The following is a 16,928-nucleotide window of genomic DNA, read 5'->3' on the forward strand; positions in this document are numbered from 1 at the left end:
ATCCGCTGTCCCTCACATCCATCTCAGCCCCCGTTCGGAGAGAGTCTCGGCGAGCAGGGCGATCTGCCTGTCCAGTGCCTCCGGGTCGCGGGTGGCCAGGTACCGGAGCCGGAAGGCGGACGCCAGGTTGGCCTGAATCCTGGGCAGCTCACGATTCACGTCGCCTTCGGCGAGCCTACGAAGTGCCTCCTCGTAGAGGCCGATGGCCTCGTCGATGGCCCCCAGGTGTTCCGCGTCGCCCTCCACCACCCTCTCGACCAGCATGTCGGCCAGAATGCACATGGTCTCCAGGTGGAGGCCCGGGTCGAGATCCGGGATGGTCAAGCCGCGTCGGGCATAGGACTCGGCGGTGGCCAGGTCGTCCGGTTCCGCCAGAGCGGTCCGGTGCCGTTCGAGGTGCAGGTCGGCGAGCGCGATCAGGCAGACATGAAGGTTCTGGCCGGCGGGTTGGTGATTCTCGAGAACGCCGACGTAGCAGGCGATCGCCGCGGTCAGGTCAGTCACCGCTTCCGGGTCGTTGATGCTGTCCCGTAACCGGAAGCGGCGGGTGAGGGCATCGGCCAGGTCGACACTGGCACCGGCCACATAGGCGGAGTAGTCAGGAAAGTCCGCCACCGATCGACGCATCAGACTGACGAAGAGATCGAGATCAGCAGCGGCCGACGCCCAGGCCTCCGCCTGTCGGGCCTGCCGCTCGGCCGCTTCCGTATCGTCGTCGCCCGCGCCGCGCGGCCCGTCCCGCAGCGCCGCCGAGCGGCCATAGGCCAGGTCGACGCGGGCGCGGACCAGCCGGGCCGCCTCCCAGCAGGCCACCGAGTAGATCTGCCGATCGCCCCGGACGGCCTCGGTCAGCTCAAGGACTGCCGTGATGGCGGCGTCGAGATCGGTCGGGTCACCGGTCGTCTCGAACCGCTTGGTCAAGGCATCGATGCGGGGTGACTGAAGGCGGATCAAGAACATGGCACGTAGACGCCGCCATGTGCTCATGTGACGAACCTCGGCGCGTCGCCCGCCAGACCGCGCACCAGATAGGTGGTGAGCACCTCACCCTGGATCCGCTCGTCGTCCGGGTCCGTCGGCAGCGGCCAGCGCAGTCGCTCGTACAACGTCTGCCGGTGCATGTCATAGCAGGCTTCGAGAACATCGGCGTATCGGGCGGCCTGGTAGGGGATCCACAGCCAGATCGCCCACGCCGTCAGGACGGCCCCGGCGGCCAACGCCCAGAGGCTCCACATCCCGAACGGCAGGAACGCGACGGCCCAGATCAGGGTCGCGGTGCTCCGGTCGAGGGCGGTCCGGGCGGCCCCGACGTCGAGCCGCGCCTGCTCGGGCAGAACCATCCACAGATGCGGCCAGACCACGACCGCGTCCAGCCCGTACTTCTCCGCCGGCCGGGTCTCGGCGGCCCGCAGCACGTTGCCGAGCCGGGTCGGCATCATCCACCGGGTGGCCGGCATCCGGTGCAGCCGTTTCTCGGCCGGCACCTGCTTCGCCCGCTCACCCCGGGACGAGAACTTCCGCAGCTCCGCCTCCAACACCGCCCGCCGCGCGGCTTTCCGGCCCACCAGCCACGCCCGCAGCGCCTGCAACGGCCACGTCCAGTAGCCCTCGAGCAGCCGCAGCACGGGGCGGTTCAGGAGCCGGACCACGCTGGCCGCGGCGAAGGCTGCCGCCAACAGCCCGGCCACCACCGCCAGCACCACCAGGGTGGGCAGCTCCTCGGCCTGGGCGCCCAGCTCGACCAGCCTGGCCCAGCCACCATGACTCGACAGCCAGGCCAGCATTCCGCCGACCAGAAAGACCAGGGCCGCCCCGAGCCGGGTCAGCAGGCGTTCGACGACGTGCCCGGCCACCGCCTCCCCGAGTGCGTCGATCATGAGCGACGTATCTCGACCATGAGCTCGTGATGGTCGTGACAGCGCGGCACGACCTCGGCAGGCGAGAGGCGGTCCCATAATGTGCACCGGTTCACCGGGCAGGCATATCGCTGCAGACGTGACCCGATGGGGTCACCCGGCGGCGCGTCGGCCAGGGTGGAGAGCACCCTGACCACCTCGGGCGGCCGCAGCTCCGGATCTCCGAGCGTCTCGGCGACCCACGCCCGCACGGCCGGGTCCTGCAGGAACAGCGCCCGCAGACGGTCGTCGACCTGTTCACCGGCGGCTGCTGCCGCCAGCAGCGCACCGAGCTGCCGTTGCCAGCGGTCAACCTCGGGTGCGGCGACCAAACGATCCAGGTACGGACGGATCAAGCGGGCAATCTCCACGATATCGCTCACAGGCACTCCGGATGGGCGACGTCCAGGTGACCCCACAGTAGACGGTCACTCGCTCCCGGTCACCAGCCGAGAGCATCACCCGACGGTCACCGGACAGGTCGCGGCGTGACGGCCGCCCGGGCCGAGCGGTCCGGCGGGGGCCGCACCGCCCCGACGGGCGGCCCGCAGCCAGGACCCGACCCGGCCGAGGTGTTCGGGTAACCTGTGGCACAGCGGGCCGTTAGCTCAATGGCAGAGCTGAGGACTTTTAATCCTTAGGTTCTGGGTTCGAGTCCCAGGCGGCCCACGCATCTCTCTGACCTGTGACTCCTGGCTGTACCACCATCGTCAGGCGAACCATCTGGTCGAGGGTCGAGTCTTCCTGACGCCTGCGCGATGCTGCATGCATAATGAATGCATGGTTGCTCTTCAGATTCGTGACGTGCCGGAGGAAGTACGGGACGCCTTGGCGGCCCAGGCCAAGGCGCGCGGACAGTCCCTCCAGGCGTACCTGCTGGAACTGGTGGAGACTCAGGCTCGCCGGCTGCGCAACACGGCGGTCCTTGATCGCTTCGCCGGCCGATCGGACGGTGCTCGCTCACTGCCGGGGGAGAGCGCCGCCGAGTTGAACGACCAACGGGAGCAGCGCGGATCGTGGGGGAGCGCTGCGTGATCGTCGTGGATGCGTCGGTTCTGGCCGACGCCCTGGTCGATGACGGGCCGGTCGGCGACGCGGCGCGGGCGGAGCTGACCGGAGATCCCCACTGGGCCGCTCCGGGTCATCTTCTGGTCGAGGTCATGTCCGTGGTCAGAGGCAAGGTCCTCGGTGGGAAGCTCGGCCCAGCTCGGGCAGAGGAGGCGATCGACACCCTGCCCTCGTTGGTCATCGATGAGGTTAGTATTCCTGGACTGCTCGACCGGATGTGGCAGTTGCGAGGCAATGTCACGGCCTACGACGCGGCTTACGTCGCGGCGGCGGAGCTGATGGCCTGTCCATTCGTGACCAGTGACGCTCGGCTCGCCAAGGCGAGCGGTATCCGCTGCGAGATCCGGCTTCTCGCCGCGTCCTGACGTCGGGGCCGCCCGAGGGTCACCGGCCTGACGTCCTTGGGCCGGCCATTCTGAGAGGAAGCGGCCCACCGACGATCGTCGCACCGTGCTTCGCATGGTGGTATTCCCGGCCCACCAGCAACCACCGCTGAGCTGTGGAAGCGCCTGACAGAGATCATCGGGCACAACCAGGGCACATCTCAGCGCCGATCCTGGCCCGCACGGCGATCCCGTCGAGCGCTGCCCGCGTCCCGCAAAGAGGCCACCCACCAGAGAAGCGGCAGACGCCGTCACGCACTGTGTGGAAAGTCGACCGCAGTCGTTATCACTGTCCCGCCCGCTCAGTATTGCCGGCTAGACGGCAACCAGCATCACCAGCCCTGCGAAATAGAACCCGATCGTGAGCATCCGCAAGATGGCAGGTATACGTCGACCGCGTTGATCGAAGGGGATGGACATCACGCTCTGGAAGACAATCGCCTCAACGGCTACCGTTGCTAGCAGGGAAATTGTGATCACTACCCGATCGGCCGTGACATACCCGGTGGCCACCGCGAAGAGGTACAGCACACCAGCAGCCAACACATTGGCCATCACGTTGATCAGGACGTCACGTCTGAACGAGCGGCCAGGACTAGTGGGCGCGGCGACCCGGTGCCGACGGTTGGCTTGTAGCTGACGCTGCAGGCGGGTGGTCACCTGCCCAGGGTGCCCCATAAGCACCACCAGACCCCCGGAGCCCTTCCGCCAGGCCAGTTCCACAACTCCGCGGAACCTTTCGCGAGTGACCACCGCAGCCGGGCAGGCCCGACGCAACGCGGAGTACGCGCAGCGCCCGGGGCCGGACAGCCCTCGAGTATCCCGGCGCCAGGACGGGCCACCCCGGAGCTGGGCTCCGAGAATGCCGCGCGGGGGTCCACCGGGTGCCGGGCCGTGACCCGAAAGCCGAGCCCGACGTCAGGTGCCGGCAGAACGACGTGCCGCTTGAGGCCCGCCAGCCGTACGAAGGTCTCCCGCTCGGTGACGGCTCGCCCCTGGGTGGGGGACGGCTCACCGACGGCCGTCGCACCGTGGTTCGCCAGACGACACCGCCGACCCACTCGCCAATTGGTAAAATATGCTGCTTTCACTTCCCGCAGTTGGCACTTACCCGGCCATTGTCGGATTTTGTGCTTTGGTCGGCGAATGACCACACGCACGGCCACGAGAAAAACCGGGGCCTTCCCTGCTATTTCTCCGTTCCCAAGTCCGTCTTCAGGAGACCTCAAGGTTAATTCGAGCCCGCAGGAATAGCCTGTGATCGGCTCATTACCGAGCGTCCCGATCAGAGGAGGGCTCCCCCATGAACACCCAGGACGTCAAGGCCGCGCGGCCGATGAAGAAGATCACCGTTCGCAAGGCCGGTTCGGTTCGGCTGACCGCCAACGCGAACGCCCTGTACGCCCCGTTCTCCTGCTGGCCGTTCTGATCGTGGCGCGTCGCCCGACCGGCTCTCCCGGTCGGGCGGCGCTCCGCCGGGACCGACACCACCACAGGAGGACGGCATGAGCGGCCACGCCGGCACCGACCAGGTCACCGCCCCGGCCGGGGAGTCGGGCTTCGACCCGGATCGGCAGGTGCAGGTACCGATCCTGTCGTTCCTGCCCGAGGGGGACGGTGTCGTGGTGGGCAACGCCGCCACCGACTCGTACGCGGTCCTGCCCGTCGACGGCGCGGAGCTGCTGCGCCGGCTCGGCGAGGGGATGACACCCCGAGCCGCCGCCGCCTGGTACGCCGAGACGTACGGCGAGGAGGTCGACATCGCCGAACTCCTCGTCGACCTGGCCGACCTGGGTCTGGTCACCCTGCCCGACGCCACCGGACCGACCACCCCCTCCGCGACCACAGTCACACCGGCAACCGCAGCCGCATCCGCCAGCGCAGCCGCGCCGGTGCGTTGGCAGCGGCTGGGCCGGGCGCTCTTCTCCCCGGTGGCCCTGCTCGCCTACGCGGCGCTGGTCGTGGCCGCCGTCGTCGTCGCGGTGGCGCAACCCGACCTGCGCCCGCACTACCGGGCCATCTTCTTCACCGACTACCTGACGGTGGTGACGATCGTGCTGGCCGTCGGCCAGTGGCCGCTGATCGCCCTGCACGAGTCCGCGCACGCGCTGGCGGGTCGACGGTTGGGGCTGCGGAGCCGGCTGACCATCGGGTACCGCTTGCAGTATCTGGTCTTCGAGACGGTGATGGACGGCCTGGTCACCGTCCCGCGTCGCCAACGCTGGGTGCCGATGCTCGCCGGCATCGGCGTGGACCTGGTGGTGATGGCGCTGCTGACCCTCGCCGCCGCCGCGCTGCGCGAGCCCGACGGCTCGCTGCCCCTGCTGGCACGGCTCTGCCTCGCGTTGAGTTTCGGCGCGCTGCTCCGCGTCGCCTGGCAGTTCTTCCTCTACCTGCGTACGGACCTGTACTACCTGCTCACGCTGGTGCTCGGGACGGTCGACCTGCACGGCAGCGCCAGTGTCCTGCTGCGGCACCGGTTCCGCCGGCTGACCGGCCGCCCTGGTCTGGACCCGCAGGTGGCCCAGCTGCACCCCACCGACCGGCGTACCGCGCGCTGGTACTCGTGGCTGATGGTCGCCGGGTACGCCGCCACCCTGGCCACGCTGGTCTTCGCCATCGTGCCGGCGGGCATCCACTTCTTCGTCGAGGCGGTGGCCGAACTCGACGGCCGCAACGGAGTCGACAATCTCGTCGACGCCGCCGTGGTGCTCGTGCTCAGCGTGGCCGAACTCGCCTTCGTCGGCTACCTGGCCCTGCGCACCCGAAGCCGCGCCCGGACCGCCCCGGCCTGAGCACGCCCTCGACCGCCCGGCCCGAGCGCACCCCGCCCCGCCGTCGGTCGGCCACCCACCACCGACGGCACCGCAACCACCGAGAGGCGAACCGTGCAACAGACCCCCCACCGCTGGATCCGGGCCGCCCGACACCACGACCGGCAACGGCTGCTGACCGCCGGGATCGACATGCCGGTGCTCGCCGAAGTCGACGCCCACCGGTGGCTGCGCGGGCCGTACACGGCCGCCGGCGCCCTGCTGCGTGCCCTGGTGCCGGAGATCCTGGCCGGGCGTCCGGACCTCGTCGCCCGGCACCAGATCGAGATCCTCTCGGTCGCGCCGGAGCTACGGGACCTCGTTCCGGCCACCCGGGAGACGCTGACGTCGCTGGCGGTGCCGGCGGAGCGGACCCGGTTCTACTCCCGGATGCGGACCCTGCGGCACGCGCACGGGCTGGTCGACCTGCTCGACGCGTGGCTGCGGCACCTCGCCGACGGACCGAGGTACCTGGTGGTGGAGAACCTGCACGAGGCGGACCCGACCGACCGGGAGTTCGTCGGGACGCTCCTGCGCCGGGCCGACCCCGGGCTGCTACAGCTGCGGGTGGCGACGGCCACCGACACGGTGGACGAGCCGCCGGGGGCGGTCGCCGTCCCGCTCCTGCCCGCCCTCCAGCGGTACGCGGTGCCGGTGGACGGCGATCCGGCGCAGCCGGCGGCCGGGCCGCCCGCCGACCCGGCGACCTACGCCCGGAGCTACGTGGCCGGTGACTGTGTCGACGACGATCCGGCGGTGCTGGCCGCCTACCGGGAGCTGCCGGCCGCGGTCCGGGCCGCCCTGCACGACGACCGGGCCGACCACCTGCTCGCCACCGGCGAGTGGTCGTGTCGGCTCGGTGCCGTCCCGCTGCACCGGGAACGGGGCAGCGCGCCCGGCTCGACCGGTGCCGACGCGCTGCGCGAGGCACTCGAATACTGCGTCAACCTGGGCTTCTACCACGCCACTGTGGACTACGGGGCGCGTGGCCGGGCGGTGATCGACTGGTCCGGACAGGTGGAACACTGGTGGGCGTTCACCACCAAGATGACCACCTCGTTGATGGCGTTGGAACGGCCGTTGGAGGCGTTGGCCCTCTACGACGAGGCGCGGGCGCAGACCGACAGCGGCATGGTGCACATGCAGGCGGCGTACGCCACCGCCATGATCTACACGCGGCACCTGGAAACCGGCAAGAGGGACCATCGCAAGGCGCGGGCCTGGTGCAACGCGGCGATCGCATTCGCCCGGCTGGCTCCGAACCCGCAGGACAGCGCCGCCAACCTGGTCTTCAACCGCAACGGCCTGGCCCTGGTGGCGATGCACGAGGGCAAGCTCACCGAGGCGCTGGATCTGATCACCACCGGTATCGCCAGCATGGAGGAAGCCCTGGGTGACGACAAGCACCTGCTCCACCGCTCGGTGCTGCGCCACAACCGCTCGCAACTGCTCTCCGCCCTGGGCCGGCCGGAGGAGGCCCTGGCCGACCTGGAGACGGTCATCGCGATAGATCCCAACTATGCCGAGTACCACCTCGACCGGGGCACCCTGCTGCGCCGGCTGGGCCGCCTCGACGAGGCGTTGGAGAGCTACGAGCAGGCCTCGCGGCTGTCCCCGCCCTTCCCCGAGGTGCACTACAACCGGGCCGACGTGCTGCTGGAACTCGGTGCCGTCGAAGCAGCCCTGGCCGGCTTCGACCGGGTGCTCGACCTCGACCCGGAGCACCTGGACGCCCGGATCAACCGGGCCGGGCTGCGCCAGGGGCTCGGCGACGTCGACGGGGCGTGGGACGACGTCCGGACCGGGCTGGCGCTCGCCCCGGACAACGGTCACCTGCTCTGCGTACGCGGGCAACTGGAGTTGGAGACGGACGCCGAGCAGGCCCGGCGGACGCTGACCGACGCGGTGACCGCCGATCCGACGCTCGCCGCCGGCTGGGCCGCCCGGGGGGTGGCCAACTACGAGCTGGGCGACCTGCCGGCTGCGGTCGCCGACCTCGGCCACGCGTTGGAGCTCGACGACGATCCGGCGGTCCGGTTCAACCGGGCGCTCGCCCTGGCCGACGCCGGCCGGCACGCCGAGGCGGACGCCGACTTCCAGGCGTGTGCGGCGGCGGATCCGACGCTCGCCGCCGAGGTGGCCGATCACCGCGCGCGGCTGCTGCCGGCCTGAGTACGGCCGGCAGCCCGGTTCCCGGCCGGCAGTACCGGTCTCAGCGGATCCGGGCCTGTCGGGTCGCCAGCTCGGTGCGGTTGCGGACGCCGAGCTTGCGGAAGATGTTGCCGAGGTGGAACTCGACTGTCTTGACCGAGACGAAGAGCCGCTGGGCCGCCTCCCGGTTGCTGAGCCCGTTGGCGATCGCGGTGGCGACCCGCGCCTCGGCCTCGGTCAGCGTCGGCCCACCGGTCGGCCCGGCGAAGTCGGCGGTCGGGGCAGCGGACGACGACCGGGCGGCACCGACGGCGGGTGGTGTGTCGAGCGCCTGGAGATCCCGCATCACCAGGGCGAGCATCCCCGCGGCACCGATCCGGGCGTAGCCCGCACACGCCTGCTCCAACAGCCGCGCCGCGTCCCCCCGCCGGCCGCCCCGCCCGTGGTGTACGCCCAGCAGCCAGGCGATCCGGGCCGCCAGGAGCTGTTCGACGGGCCGGGTCAGCAGGTGCAGCGCGGCGGTCAGCGCCGTCGTCGCGGCCGGGTGCGGATCGAGGATCCAGGCCCGCCACGCCGGCAGCACCGGTCCGCCCGGCCAGGAGGACGGCGGGTCCTCGACCCCGGCGAGCAGGTCGGCGGCCACCCCGGGCCGACCCGCCAGGGCGTGGTGGGTGGCCAGCTCCCAGCGGTGTTCGTACTGCAGGCCGGCGGTCACCCCGGCATCCGTGGCCACCACGAGCTGGAGCAACCCCGCCCAGGTCTCCTCGTCGCCCCGGGCGAACGCGAGCGCGGCCGTGCACTCGGGCAGGTGCCGGGCCACCCAGGCCGAACCGACCTGCGCGGCCAGCCCGCGGGCCTGGTCGAGGTGGATCGCGGCCTGGTCGAGGTCACCACGCAGCGCGTCGCACTTGGCCAGCCATGAGGTCGCCTCGGCCTGCACGTCGAGGCTGCCGCACCGCGCGGCGAGCCGGGCCGCCTCCCGCAGCTCGGCCTGGCCCCGGACCAGGTTGCCGGCCCAGGCGTCACCCACACCGATCAACGCGAGCAACCGCGCCCGGTCGGCGGGGGCCAGGTCCAGGGTGGCGAGCAGCGGGGCGAACCGTCGCGCCTCGTGCGGGCGCATCAGGGTCATCACGGCGGTCAGCGCGCACTCGACCGGCACCGGGTCGTCCCCGAAAGCGTTCTCGTCGTAGACCCGTACGGCGGTGGCGAGGTGCTCCGGCCCCTCGGCGAGACCGGCCCGGGTCGCCGCCGTCCCCACCAGCGTGCGGTAGATCACCTCGGTCCGGGGCGAACCGCTCGCCTCGTGGGCCTGCCGCGCCCGGGCCAGCAGCGGGAGCAACCGGTCGCTGTCGGCGGTCCGGGACAGCGCGAGGAACGCCTGGAACACCAGGCCCGCGGCCCGCTCCGGATCGGCGCGGTCGGCCGCCGACAGCAGGCGCTCGGCCGTGATCTCGGTGGACACCGGCTGAGCGTAGAACCCGGGTCCAAGACTGGGGAGATCCCTGGTGCCCAGCTCACGCCGGTCGGCACAGACTGCTCGGACCGGCCGGTCCACCCGGCCGGCCCGCGTGACGAACCAGATAGAGGTAGCACCATGAAGCGTAGGACCGTACAGATCGCCACCATTCCCGCCGACGGGGTGGAGCTGGCCGACGAGCAGCTCGCCGGGATGCTCGGTGGCCTGCCGCGCAACGGCGCGGGCTCGTCGAAGACCATCGACGACATCCCCGGCGGGGGCCGGCCGGACACCGACACCGACTTCGACTGATCCGTCACCGCCGACGATCCGGCCCACCGAGGTGGCCGGGCCGTCGGCGGGCCCCCGCCCGGAGTACCCATGATCCTCATCCTGACCGCTCCCGACGACGTGCACGCCGACGCGGCCGAGGTGGAGTTGGGCCGGCGCGGCGTCGGCTGGGTCCGCTTCGACCCGGCCGACGTCCCGTCCCGCGCATCGCTGTCGGTGACCATCCGGGACGGTCGGCTGACCCGCACCCTGGTCCGGCACGCCGACCCGGGCGACGTCCACCCGGACGGGACCGGCGACCGGGTCCTCGACCTCGACACGGTCACCGCCGTCTGGTTCCGCCGCCCCGGTGTCCCGGTCGCCCCGGCCCACCTGGGCGAACCCCACGCCGGTTTCGTGGTGGCGGAGAGCCGGCAGTTCGTCGGCGACGTCTGGGAGACCCTGGACGTGCCGGCGCTGCCCGCCGCCCGGCCGGTGGTGCTGCGCGCCCAGCAGAAGGTCCGTCAGCTCCAGCTCGCCCTGCGCCTCGGCTTCGACGTGCCGGCGACGGCGGTCGGCAACGCCCCCGGGGCGGTGCTCGACCTCTTCGACCACACCGGCGGTCGATTGATCACCAAGCAGGTCGGGCTGACCACCCTCCGCGACGAGCTGCTGCGCTACACCGAACCGGTAACCCACCGCGACATCGGCCATGTCGACGGGGTACGCCACTGTCCCCTCATCGCGCAGGCCCGGGTGCCCAAACGGGTCGAGCTGCGGGTCACCGTCGTCGGGGACCGGGTGTTCACCGCCGCCATCGACTCCCAACGGTCCAACCACGCCCGCCACGACTGGCGTCGCCAGGACGACCGGAACACCCCGCTGACCCGGTACGACCTGCCCGACGACGTCGCCGACCGGTGCGTGGCGCTGACCCGCGCGCTCGGCCTGCGCTACGGCGCCCTCGACCTGATCGTCACCCCCGACGACCGGTACGTCTACATCGAGATCAACCCCACCGGCCAGTACCTGTGGGTCGAGGAGGAGACCGGGCTGCCCATCACCTCCGCCGTGGTCGACCTGCTCACCGCGCCCGCCCCCACCCCCGGAGCCAACACATGACCACCCTCGACCCGGCCCTGCTCGACGCGGCCCTGCGCCTGGTGCGGGAGCTGACCACCGACCGCGCCGGGATGGGCGAGGCCCGACGGCGCCTCGCCCCGCTGCGGGAGCGCTGGCCCGGGGCCGATCCGGCGATCGTGCGGGACGAGGAGGCCGCCGACGGCTCCGTCTCCTTCGACGTGCTGCTGCGCGAACCCGCCGGCACGGTCTCCGTGGCGTACAGTCCGACGCCGGCACTGCCGTGGCCGTTGCGCGGGGCGGTCCGGCACTCCGACCTCCATCTCGCCCGGGTCGGCACCCGGACCCTGCGGGTGGGTGAGGCGCTCACCGCCCTCGACTTCCTCTGGTACGACCACGACGTGCTCGCCCGGCTGGTCGACACCGGCCTGGTCGCCACCGAGCTGGAGCAGCACCCGGTCGAGGTCGACGACGACGAACTCCAGGCGGCGGCCGACGCGTACCGCCGGGCCAAGGGCCTGCTCGACGCCGGGGCGACCGCACGGTGGCTCACCGAGCGGGGGCTCAGCGCCGAGGACTTCGCCGACCTGATCGCCCACACCGTGGCGGTCGCCCGGCTGCGCCGGCAGGTGGTGGGCGACGGGTTACCGTCCTGGTTCGCCGCGCACCGGTCCTCGTTCGACACCCTCGTGATCGCCTGGACCGCCGAGGGGTCGCCGCCGACCGACCGCGTGGCGGCGCTCTCGGCGGTCGCCGCCGCGGTCCACGCCGGGCGGGCCGCGGGCATCCTGCGGACGGTCGCGGTGGCGGCCCCGCCCGAGTTGCGCGCCGCCAGCGGGCCGGTGCCGACCACGATCGCCGGGACGGCGGTGACGGCGGTGGTGGTCGACCGCGAGCCGGCCGTCCTCGACGGGGGCACCCGGGCGCTGGTCGAGCGGGCCATGTTCGACGAGTGGCTGGCGCGGCGGCGGGCCGAGACGGACGTCGAGTGGTTCTGGTTGTCCCGGGACCGGACGACCCGGGTCCGGTGACCGGCCGGCGACGGGTGCCGGTGGTGCTCCAGGTTGCCGCCACCGACTGTGGACCCAGCGCGCTCGCCATGCTGCTCGCCGCCTGCGGCCGGGCGGTCCCGGCGTCGTACCTGCGGGCCCGGCTCGACGTCGGCCGGGACGGCCTGAGCCTGCGCGACCTGCGCGACGCGGCACAGGAGCACGGGCTGCGCTGCCGGGCGATCGCCCTGCCCGCGCTGCGCCGGGACGCCACCCGGCTGCGGGAACTGGCCCTGCCCCTGGTGGCGCACTGGAACGGCGACCACTATCTGGTGGTGGAGCGGGTGGGTCGGCGGGGCATCGACGTGATCGACCCGGCCGTCGGCCGCCGACGGCTGTCGCCCGCCCAGTTCTCGGCCGGTACCACCGGCGTGGTGCTGCTGGCCGAACCCGCCGGTCCCGCCCCGCCGGTCCCACCGGGGTCCGCGCCGGTACGCGACCTGCTGGTGCCGGTGCTGCGTCGACACACCGGCCTGCTCACCCTGCTGGCCGCGACCTCGGTGCTGCTCACCGCGACCGGACTGGCCGTACCGTGGGCCACCGCCGCGATCATCGACGCCGCCGCGCCGCCGGAGGCGTCCTGGCTCGCCGCCGTCGCCGCGCTGGCCCTGCTCACCGGAGCGTTGTCCCTGGCCCGGGGGTTGACCGTGGCCGCCCTGCAACGGCGCATCGGCACCCGCCTCGGTACCGAGACGGTGCACCGGCTCTTCGCGGTGGTGTACCGGTACTTCCACCGCCGGTCGGCCGGTGACCTGGTCGACCGGGTCCGGGCGGTCACCGCCGTCCGTGACCTGTTGGCGTCGGCGCTGGTGGCCACCGCGCTCGACGGCCTGCTGGTCGTCGGCTACCTGGCCGTGGTGACCGTGCTGGCGCCGGTACTGGGGCTGGTGGCCGCCGGTGTGATCGCGGTCCAGGCGGGCACGGCGCTGTGGGTCGGTCGTCGCTCCGGCGCGCTGCAACGGGAGGAACTGCTCGCCTCCGGCGAGGAAGCGGCCCGGCTGGCCGACGCGGTGCAGGGGATGGCGGCGATCCGGGTCGCCGGGGCCCAGCAGCGGGTGTGGGGACGCTGGCGGGAGTCGTTCGACCGCGGTGTCGGGGCGGCGCACCGGCTGGCCCGACTGTCGGCGGTCTCCGACGCGTTGCTCGCCGCCTGGTCGATGGCGAGCCCGGTACTCATGCTGCTGGTCGCGGTCCGGCAGGCCGACTCACCGGGGCGGGCGGCCGGGTTGTCCGCGCTCGCGGTCGCCGCGATCACCCCGGCGGTGGCGCTGGCGCAGCGGCTGCCGTCGTTCACCCTGCTCGCGCCCACCATGGACCGGCTGGCCGACATCGCGGACGCACCGGTCGAGCAACCCACCCCGGGTGCGCCCGCACCCGTGCTGACCGGGCTGGTCACCCTCAGCGGGGTGAGCTTCCGCTACGACCGGCGGTCGCCCTGGGCACTGCGCGACGTCACCGCCGTGATCCGGCCGGGCAGCAAGGTGGCCGTGGTGGGCGGCTCCGGCAGCGGCAAGAGCACCCTGGTCGGCCTGCTGACCGGCCTGTACGCCCCGACCGCGGGGCGCATCCACGTCGACGGCCACGACCTGGCCACGCTGGACCTGTCCTCGGTGCGCCGGCAGATCGGGGTGGTCCTCCAGGAGACCTACCTCGGCGCGGGCACCCTCCGGGAGGCGCTGACCCTGGCCCGCCCGGACGCCTCCGACGCCGCCGTCGCCCGGGCGCTCCGGCTCGCCGCGCTGCATGAGGAGGTGGCGGCCCTGCCGATGGGGTTGCACACCCACCTCGGCGACGGTGGCACCGGCCTGTCCGGCGGGCAACGGCAGCGGGTCGCGCTCGCCCGGGCGCTGCTCGCCGACCCCGCCCTGCTCATCCTGGACGAGGCGACCAGCGCGCTGGACACGGTGACCGAGGCCGCGGTCGAGGCGGCGCTCCGCACGCTGCCGATGACCCGGCTGGTCATCGCGCACCGGCTGTCCACGGTCACCGACGCCGACCTGGTGCTGGTGCTGGACCGTGGCCGGCTGGTGGAGTGCGGACCACCCGGGTCGCTGCTGGCCGCCGGTGGGCCGTTCGCCCGGCTGGCCGGCGTACCCGGTGCGGCCCGCCCGCGGTGCTAGAGCGAGGCGCGGGCCGAGAAGGCGATGCTGGCGAGCAGGAACCCGCCGTTGACCACGGTGAACGCCACGATCACCCAGAACACCAGCGCCGGGGCGGCCATCAGCACCAACCCGGCCACGAAGATCACCGCACCGTAGTCGCGGACCAGCTTGACCAGGCGTACCGGCAGCGAGGTGGAGGTGACCATGCTGGCGGCGTTCGGGCCGGCCTGCATCACCGAGGTCACCAGGTTGACCATCCAGGTGCCGGCGAAGGTGGCGACCAGCCAGGTCGGCGTTTCCGGGCGCTGCGCCACGGCGGTGGCGGACAGGGCGGCGACCAGGGCGATCTGGGCGGCCACGTCGCAGAGCACGTCGACCCGGGCACCCGCCGCGCTGCCCTGCCCGGTCACCCGGGCGAGCTGCCCGTCGGCGCAGTCCAGCGCGTACGCCACCTGCCAGCCGACCAGCGCGACCAGCCCGACCAGCCAGGCCGGTACGGCACCGGCGGCGACCCGGTCGGCGAGCGCCACCACGGTCACCGAGGCGGCCAGGCCGAGCACCAGGTTGGTGATGGTCAGCGCCGTCGGGCGCAGCCCGAGCCGCTGGGCGACCAGGGCGAAGACGGCACCCAGCCACTGGCTGACCGACTCGCTGAACAGGCCGCCGCCCCGGTTGACCCGGTGGAAGTCGGCAACGGTGGGACGGGGTTCAGCCACTGTGGTCGCGGAGTGCACCGGCGTAGTCTGCCAGCCGTTCCCGTGTCTCGGTAACCGACATGGCCAGGTGCTCCAGGATGGTGTACCGGTCGGGTCGGGTGGCCGGGGCGAACTGCACCGCCTCGACGAACTGGTCGTCGGTCAAGCCCACGTCGACCGGGTGCCGGGGCAGCCCGTGCCGGCCCAGGCAGGCCGACATCTCGGCGAAGCGCCGCTGGTCGCCCCGCAGGAACGTGCAGAACAGCGCGCCCAGCCCGGCCAGCTCGCCGTGTGACGAGGTGCCCGGGAAGAGGGTGTCGACGGCGTGCATGATCTCGTGGCAGCCGCCGCTGGCCGGTCGGCTGCTGCCGCAGACCGCCATCGCCAGGCCGCTGGAGATCAGCGCCTCGGCCAGCACCGTGACGAACGCGTCGTCGGTCATGTCGCCGGTGTGCGCGAGCACCGCCTCCGCGCCCATCCGGGCCAGCGAGGCGGCGAGGCCGTCGACCGGCTCGCCGCGTACCTGCCGGGCCAGTTCCCAGTCGGCCAGGGCGCTGATGTTGCTGACCACGTCACCGATGCCGGCCCGGTTGTGCCGGTCCGGCCCGGCCGCCACGAAGTCCAGGTCGACGATCACCGCGATCGGGATGTGCACCCCGTAGGAGCCCTTGAGCCCCCCGGTGATCAGGCTGGCCACCGGGGAGGCGATGCCGTCGTTGGCCAGGCTGGTCGCCATGGTCACCATCGGCAGGCCGCGCCGGGTGGCGGCGTACTTCGCCACGTCGATGGTCTTGCCGCCGCCGATGCCGACCACCGCGTCGTACGACCGCTCGCGGAGCTTGCCGCCCAGCTCGTCGGCGGCGTCGAGGGTGCCGCCGGACACGGTGAAGACGTCCGCCGAGCGCAGCGACGGCCGGACCAGCTCGGCGATCTGCCCGCCCTGACCGGGGCCGACCACCACCGCCACGTCGCCCCCGGCGGAGATCCGCCCGTCGGCGAGGATGGTGGCGAGGTCGGCGACCGCACCGCGCCGCACGTCGATGTGCAGCGGGGTCAGGATGGTACGGGCTAGTAGCGGCACGCGATCTCCCGCGCCCGGGTCAGGTCGTCGTGGTTGTCGACCTCGACCCAGGAGACGTCCCCGATCGGCGCGGCCCGCACCTCACCGCCGGAGTCGGCGAACTCCTGGTAGCCGTCCTCGTAGTAGAGGTTCGGATCCCGCCGCCAGGTCGCCTCCAGCGCGTCGGCGAGCGCCCCGGCCACCCGGGGCTCGATCAGCGTCGCCCCGATGTACTCGCCGTACGCCTCGGTCGGGTCCATCAGCTTGGTGATCCGGGTGAGCTGGCCGGCGGCGTCGAAGGTGGTCTTCATCTCCTCCTCGGCCAGCGTCTTGAGGGTGTCCACGGCGAGCAGGATGCCCGGCCCGCGCTCGGCCAGCAGGGTCTTCTCCACGCTCACCGGGTGCACGGTGTCGCCGTTGACCAGCAGCACGCCGCGGGCGAAGTGCTCCCGGGCCAGCCACAGCGAGTAGGCGTTGTTCCACTCCTCGGCCCTGTCGTTGTGCACCAGGGTGAGGGTGACGCCGTACCTCTCCTCCAGGGCCGCCTGCCGCCGCACGACCGCGTCGGCGGCGTAACCGACCACGATCACGATCTCGGTGAGCCCCACCTCGGCCAGGTTGCGCAGCGCGATGTCCAGGATGGTGGTCTCACCGTCCACCGGCACCAACGCCTTGGGCAGGGTGTCGGTGTACGGGCGCAGTCGGCGCCCCGCACCGGCCGCGAGCACCATCCCGATCATGCGGGGCCTCCCTCGTACTACTCCGGGTCACCGTTCCAGGTCACCGTGGAGGATAGCCCCGCGGCACCGGACGGCCGCCGCCAACCGGGAGTTCACCCCGGCCAGCACCGGCGGGCCGGAACCCGGGTCGGGCGGGCGGGCCGGGGATCGGATCGGGCCGGCG

17 protein-coding genes and 1 tRNA gene are annotated in these 16,928 nt (G+C 72.5%); 10 read left to right on the forward strand and 8 right to left on the reverse strand.

Annotated elements, in window-relative coordinates; all coding sequences use genetic code 11:
• Positions 1-12 precede the first annotated feature (12 nt).
• The 3 genes from O7612_RS28875 to O7612_RS28885 form a co-directional block, all read right to left on the reverse strand.
• Positions 13-921, reverse strand: coding sequence for a hypothetical protein (locus O7612_RS28875; RefSeq protein WP_282269092.1), 909 nt, complete (start codon positions 919-921; stop codon positions 13-15).
• A gap of 62 nt (positions 922-983) precedes the next feature.
• Positions 984-1,877 carry a hypothetical protein gene (locus tag O7612_RS28880; RefSeq protein ID WP_282269093.1) on the reverse strand — a complete coding sequence of 298 codons (894 nt, stop codon included), beginning with the start codon at positions 1,875-1,877 and terminating at the stop codon, positions 984-986.
• Complete coding sequence (locus tag O7612_RS28885; protein WP_282269094.1) at positions 1,874-2,278, reverse strand: hypothetical protein; 405 nt, start codon at positions 2,276-2,278, stop codon at positions 1,874-1,876. The genes O7612_RS28880 and O7612_RS28885 overlap by 4 nt, the downstream gene beginning before the upstream one ends.
• 214 nt (positions 2,279-2,492) lie before the next feature.
• Here O7612_RS28885 and O7612_RS28890 point away from each other — a divergent pair.
• The 3 genes from O7612_RS28890 (at position 2,493) to O7612_RS28900 (ending at position 3,328) form a co-directional block, all read left to right on the forward strand.
• Positions 2,493-2,564: transfer RNA gene (locus O7612_RS28890), tRNA-Lys, on the forward strand.
• 111 nt (positions 2,565-2,675) lie between these two features.
• A complete protein-coding gene (locus O7612_RS28895) occupies positions 2,676-2,930 on the forward strand; it encodes a hypothetical protein (RefSeq protein ID WP_164446592.1) in 255 nt (84 codons plus the stop codon).
• Complete coding sequence (locus O7612_RS28900) at positions 2,912-3,328, forward strand: type II toxin-antitoxin system VapC family toxin (protein WP_282269095.1); 417 nt, start codon at positions 2,912-2,914, stop codon at positions 3,326-3,328. Before O7612_RS28895 ends, O7612_RS28900 begins: the two co-directional genes overlap by 19 nt.
• A gap of 333 nt (positions 3,329-3,661) precedes the next feature.
• Here O7612_RS28900 and O7612_RS28905 read toward each other — a convergent pair whose 3' ends face one another.
• The gene (locus tag O7612_RS28905) at positions 3,662-4,006 is read right to left on the reverse strand and encodes a hypothetical protein (RefSeq protein ID WP_282269096.1); all 345 of its coding nucleotides are present in this window, start codon (positions 4,004-4,006) and stop codon (positions 3,662-3,664) included.
• A gap of 643 nt (positions 4,007-4,649) precedes the next feature.
• On the opposite strand from O7612_RS28905, the gene O7612_RS28910 reads away from it, so the two are divergent.
• The 3 genes from O7612_RS28910 to O7612_RS28920 all read left to right on the forward strand — a co-directional run bounded on the left by O7612_RS28910 (position 4,650) and on the right by O7612_RS28920 (position 8,331).
• Positions 4,650-4,775: a hypothetical protein gene (locus O7612_RS28910; RefSeq protein WP_282269098.1), complete on the forward strand. Its 126-nt coding sequence runs from the start codon at positions 4,650-4,652 to the stop codon at positions 4,773-4,775.
• Positions 4,776-4,851: 76 nt separating this feature from the next.
• On the forward strand, positions 4,852-6,141 hold the full coding sequence (locus O7612_RS28915; RefSeq protein ID WP_282269099.1) for a hypothetical protein: 1,290 nt from the start codon (positions 4,852-4,854) through the stop codon (positions 6,139-6,141).
• Between the two features lie 93 nt (positions 6,142-6,234).
• Entirely contained in the window at positions 6,235-8,331 is a 2,097-nt protein-coding gene (locus tag O7612_RS28920; RefSeq protein ID WP_282269101.1) for a tetratricopeptide repeat protein, read from the forward strand.
• 40 nt (positions 8,332-8,371) lie between these two features.
• Here O7612_RS28920 and O7612_RS28925 read toward each other — a convergent pair whose 3' ends face one another.
• Entirely contained in the window at positions 8,372-9,775 is a 1,404-nt protein-coding gene (locus tag O7612_RS28925) for a helix-turn-helix transcriptional regulator (RefSeq protein WP_282269103.1), read from the reverse strand.
• Positions 9,776-9,907: 132 nt separating this feature from the next.
• Here O7612_RS28925 and O7612_RS28930 point away from each other — a divergent pair, with 132 nt between their 5' ends.
• From O7612_RS28930 to O7612_RS28945, 4 genes are all read left to right on the forward strand, one after another.
• Entirely contained in the window at positions 9,908-10,081 is a 174-nt protein-coding gene (locus O7612_RS28930; protein WP_282269105.1) for a putative ATP-grasp target RiPP, read from the forward strand.
• A gap of 69 nt (positions 10,082-10,150) precedes the next feature.
• Positions 10,151-11,161, forward strand: a complete 1,011-nt coding sequence (locus O7612_RS28935) for a hypothetical protein (protein ID WP_282269110.1) — start codon at positions 10,151-10,153, stop codon at positions 11,159-11,161.
• A complete protein-coding gene (locus O7612_RS28940; protein WP_282269112.1) occupies positions 11,158-12,150 on the forward strand; it encodes a TIGR04500 family putative peptide maturation system protein in 993 nt (330 codons plus the stop codon). The genes O7612_RS28935 and O7612_RS28940 overlap by 4 nt, the downstream gene beginning before the upstream one ends.
• Entirely contained in the window at positions 12,108-14,288 is a 2,181-nt protein-coding gene (locus tag O7612_RS28945) for a peptidase domain-containing ABC transporter (RefSeq protein WP_282269114.1), read from the forward strand. The genes O7612_RS28940 and O7612_RS28945 overlap by 43 nt, the downstream gene beginning before the upstream one ends.
• On the opposite strand, the gene O7612_RS28950 is transcribed toward O7612_RS28945, so the two are convergent.
• The 3 genes from O7612_RS28950 to O7612_RS28960 are packed head-to-tail and all read right to left on the reverse strand — an operon-like array spanning position 14,285 to position 16,765.
• Positions 14,285-15,004, reverse strand: coding sequence for a CDP-alcohol phosphatidyltransferase family protein (locus tag O7612_RS28950; protein ID WP_282269116.1), 720 nt, complete (start codon positions 15,002-15,004; stop codon positions 14,285-14,287). The two genes, O7612_RS28945 and O7612_RS28950, sit on opposite strands and share 4 nt — an antisense overlap.
• Positions 14,979-16,046 (reverse strand): iron-containing alcohol dehydrogenase family protein, encoded by a 1,068-nt coding sequence (locus O7612_RS28955; protein ID WP_282269118.1) that lies wholly within the window; start codon positions 16,044-16,046, stop codon positions 14,979-14,981. Before O7612_RS28955 ends, O7612_RS28950 begins: the two co-directional genes overlap by 26 nt.
• Positions 16,034-16,765, reverse strand: coding sequence for a phosphocholine cytidylyltransferase family protein (locus O7612_RS28960; protein WP_282269120.1), 732 nt, complete (start codon positions 16,763-16,765; stop codon positions 16,034-16,036). Before O7612_RS28960 ends, O7612_RS28955 begins: the two co-directional genes overlap by 13 nt.
• Positions 16,766-16,928 lie beyond the last annotated feature (163 nt).

It is taken from the genome of Micromonospora sp. WMMD987, from assembly GCF_029581435.1.
GTDB lineage: Bacteria > Actinomycetota > Actinomycetes > Mycobacteriales > Micromonosporaceae > Micromonospora > Micromonospora rifamycinica.

Excerpts from the sequence above, each read along its gene's own strand:
- O7612_RS28880 (WP_282269093.1), bottom strand. The coding sequence starts at position 1,877 with ATGATCGACGCACTCGGGGAGGCGGTGGCCGGGCACGTCGTCGAACGC.
- O7612_RS28895 (WP_164446592.1), top strand. The coding sequence starts at position 2,676 with ATGGTTGCTCTTCAGATTCGTGACGTGCCGGAGGAAGTACGGGACGCC.
- O7612_RS28910 (WP_282269098.1), top strand. The coding sequence starts at position 4,650 with ATGAACACCCAGGACGTCAAGGCCGCGCGGCCGATGAAGAAGATCACC.
- O7612_RS28915 (WP_282269099.1), top strand. The coding sequence starts at position 4,852 with ATGAGCGGCCACGCCGGCACCGACCAGGTCACCGCCCCGGCCGGGGAG.
- O7612_RS28930 (WP_282269105.1), top strand. The coding sequence starts at position 9,908 with ATGAAGCGTAGGACCGTACAGATCGCCACCATTCCCGCCGACGGGGTG.
- O7612_RS28935 (WP_282269110.1), top strand. The coding sequence starts at position 10,151 with ATGATCCTCATCCTGACCGCTCCCGACGACGTGCACGCCGACGCGGCC.
- O7612_RS28940 (WP_282269112.1), top strand. The coding sequence starts at position 11,158 with ATGACCACCCTCGACCCGGCCCTGCTCGACGCGGCCCTGCGCCTGGTG.
- O7612_RS28960 (WP_282269120.1), bottom strand. The coding sequence starts at position 16,765 with ATGATCGGGATGGTGCTCGCGGCCGGTGCGGGGCGCCGACTGCGCCCG.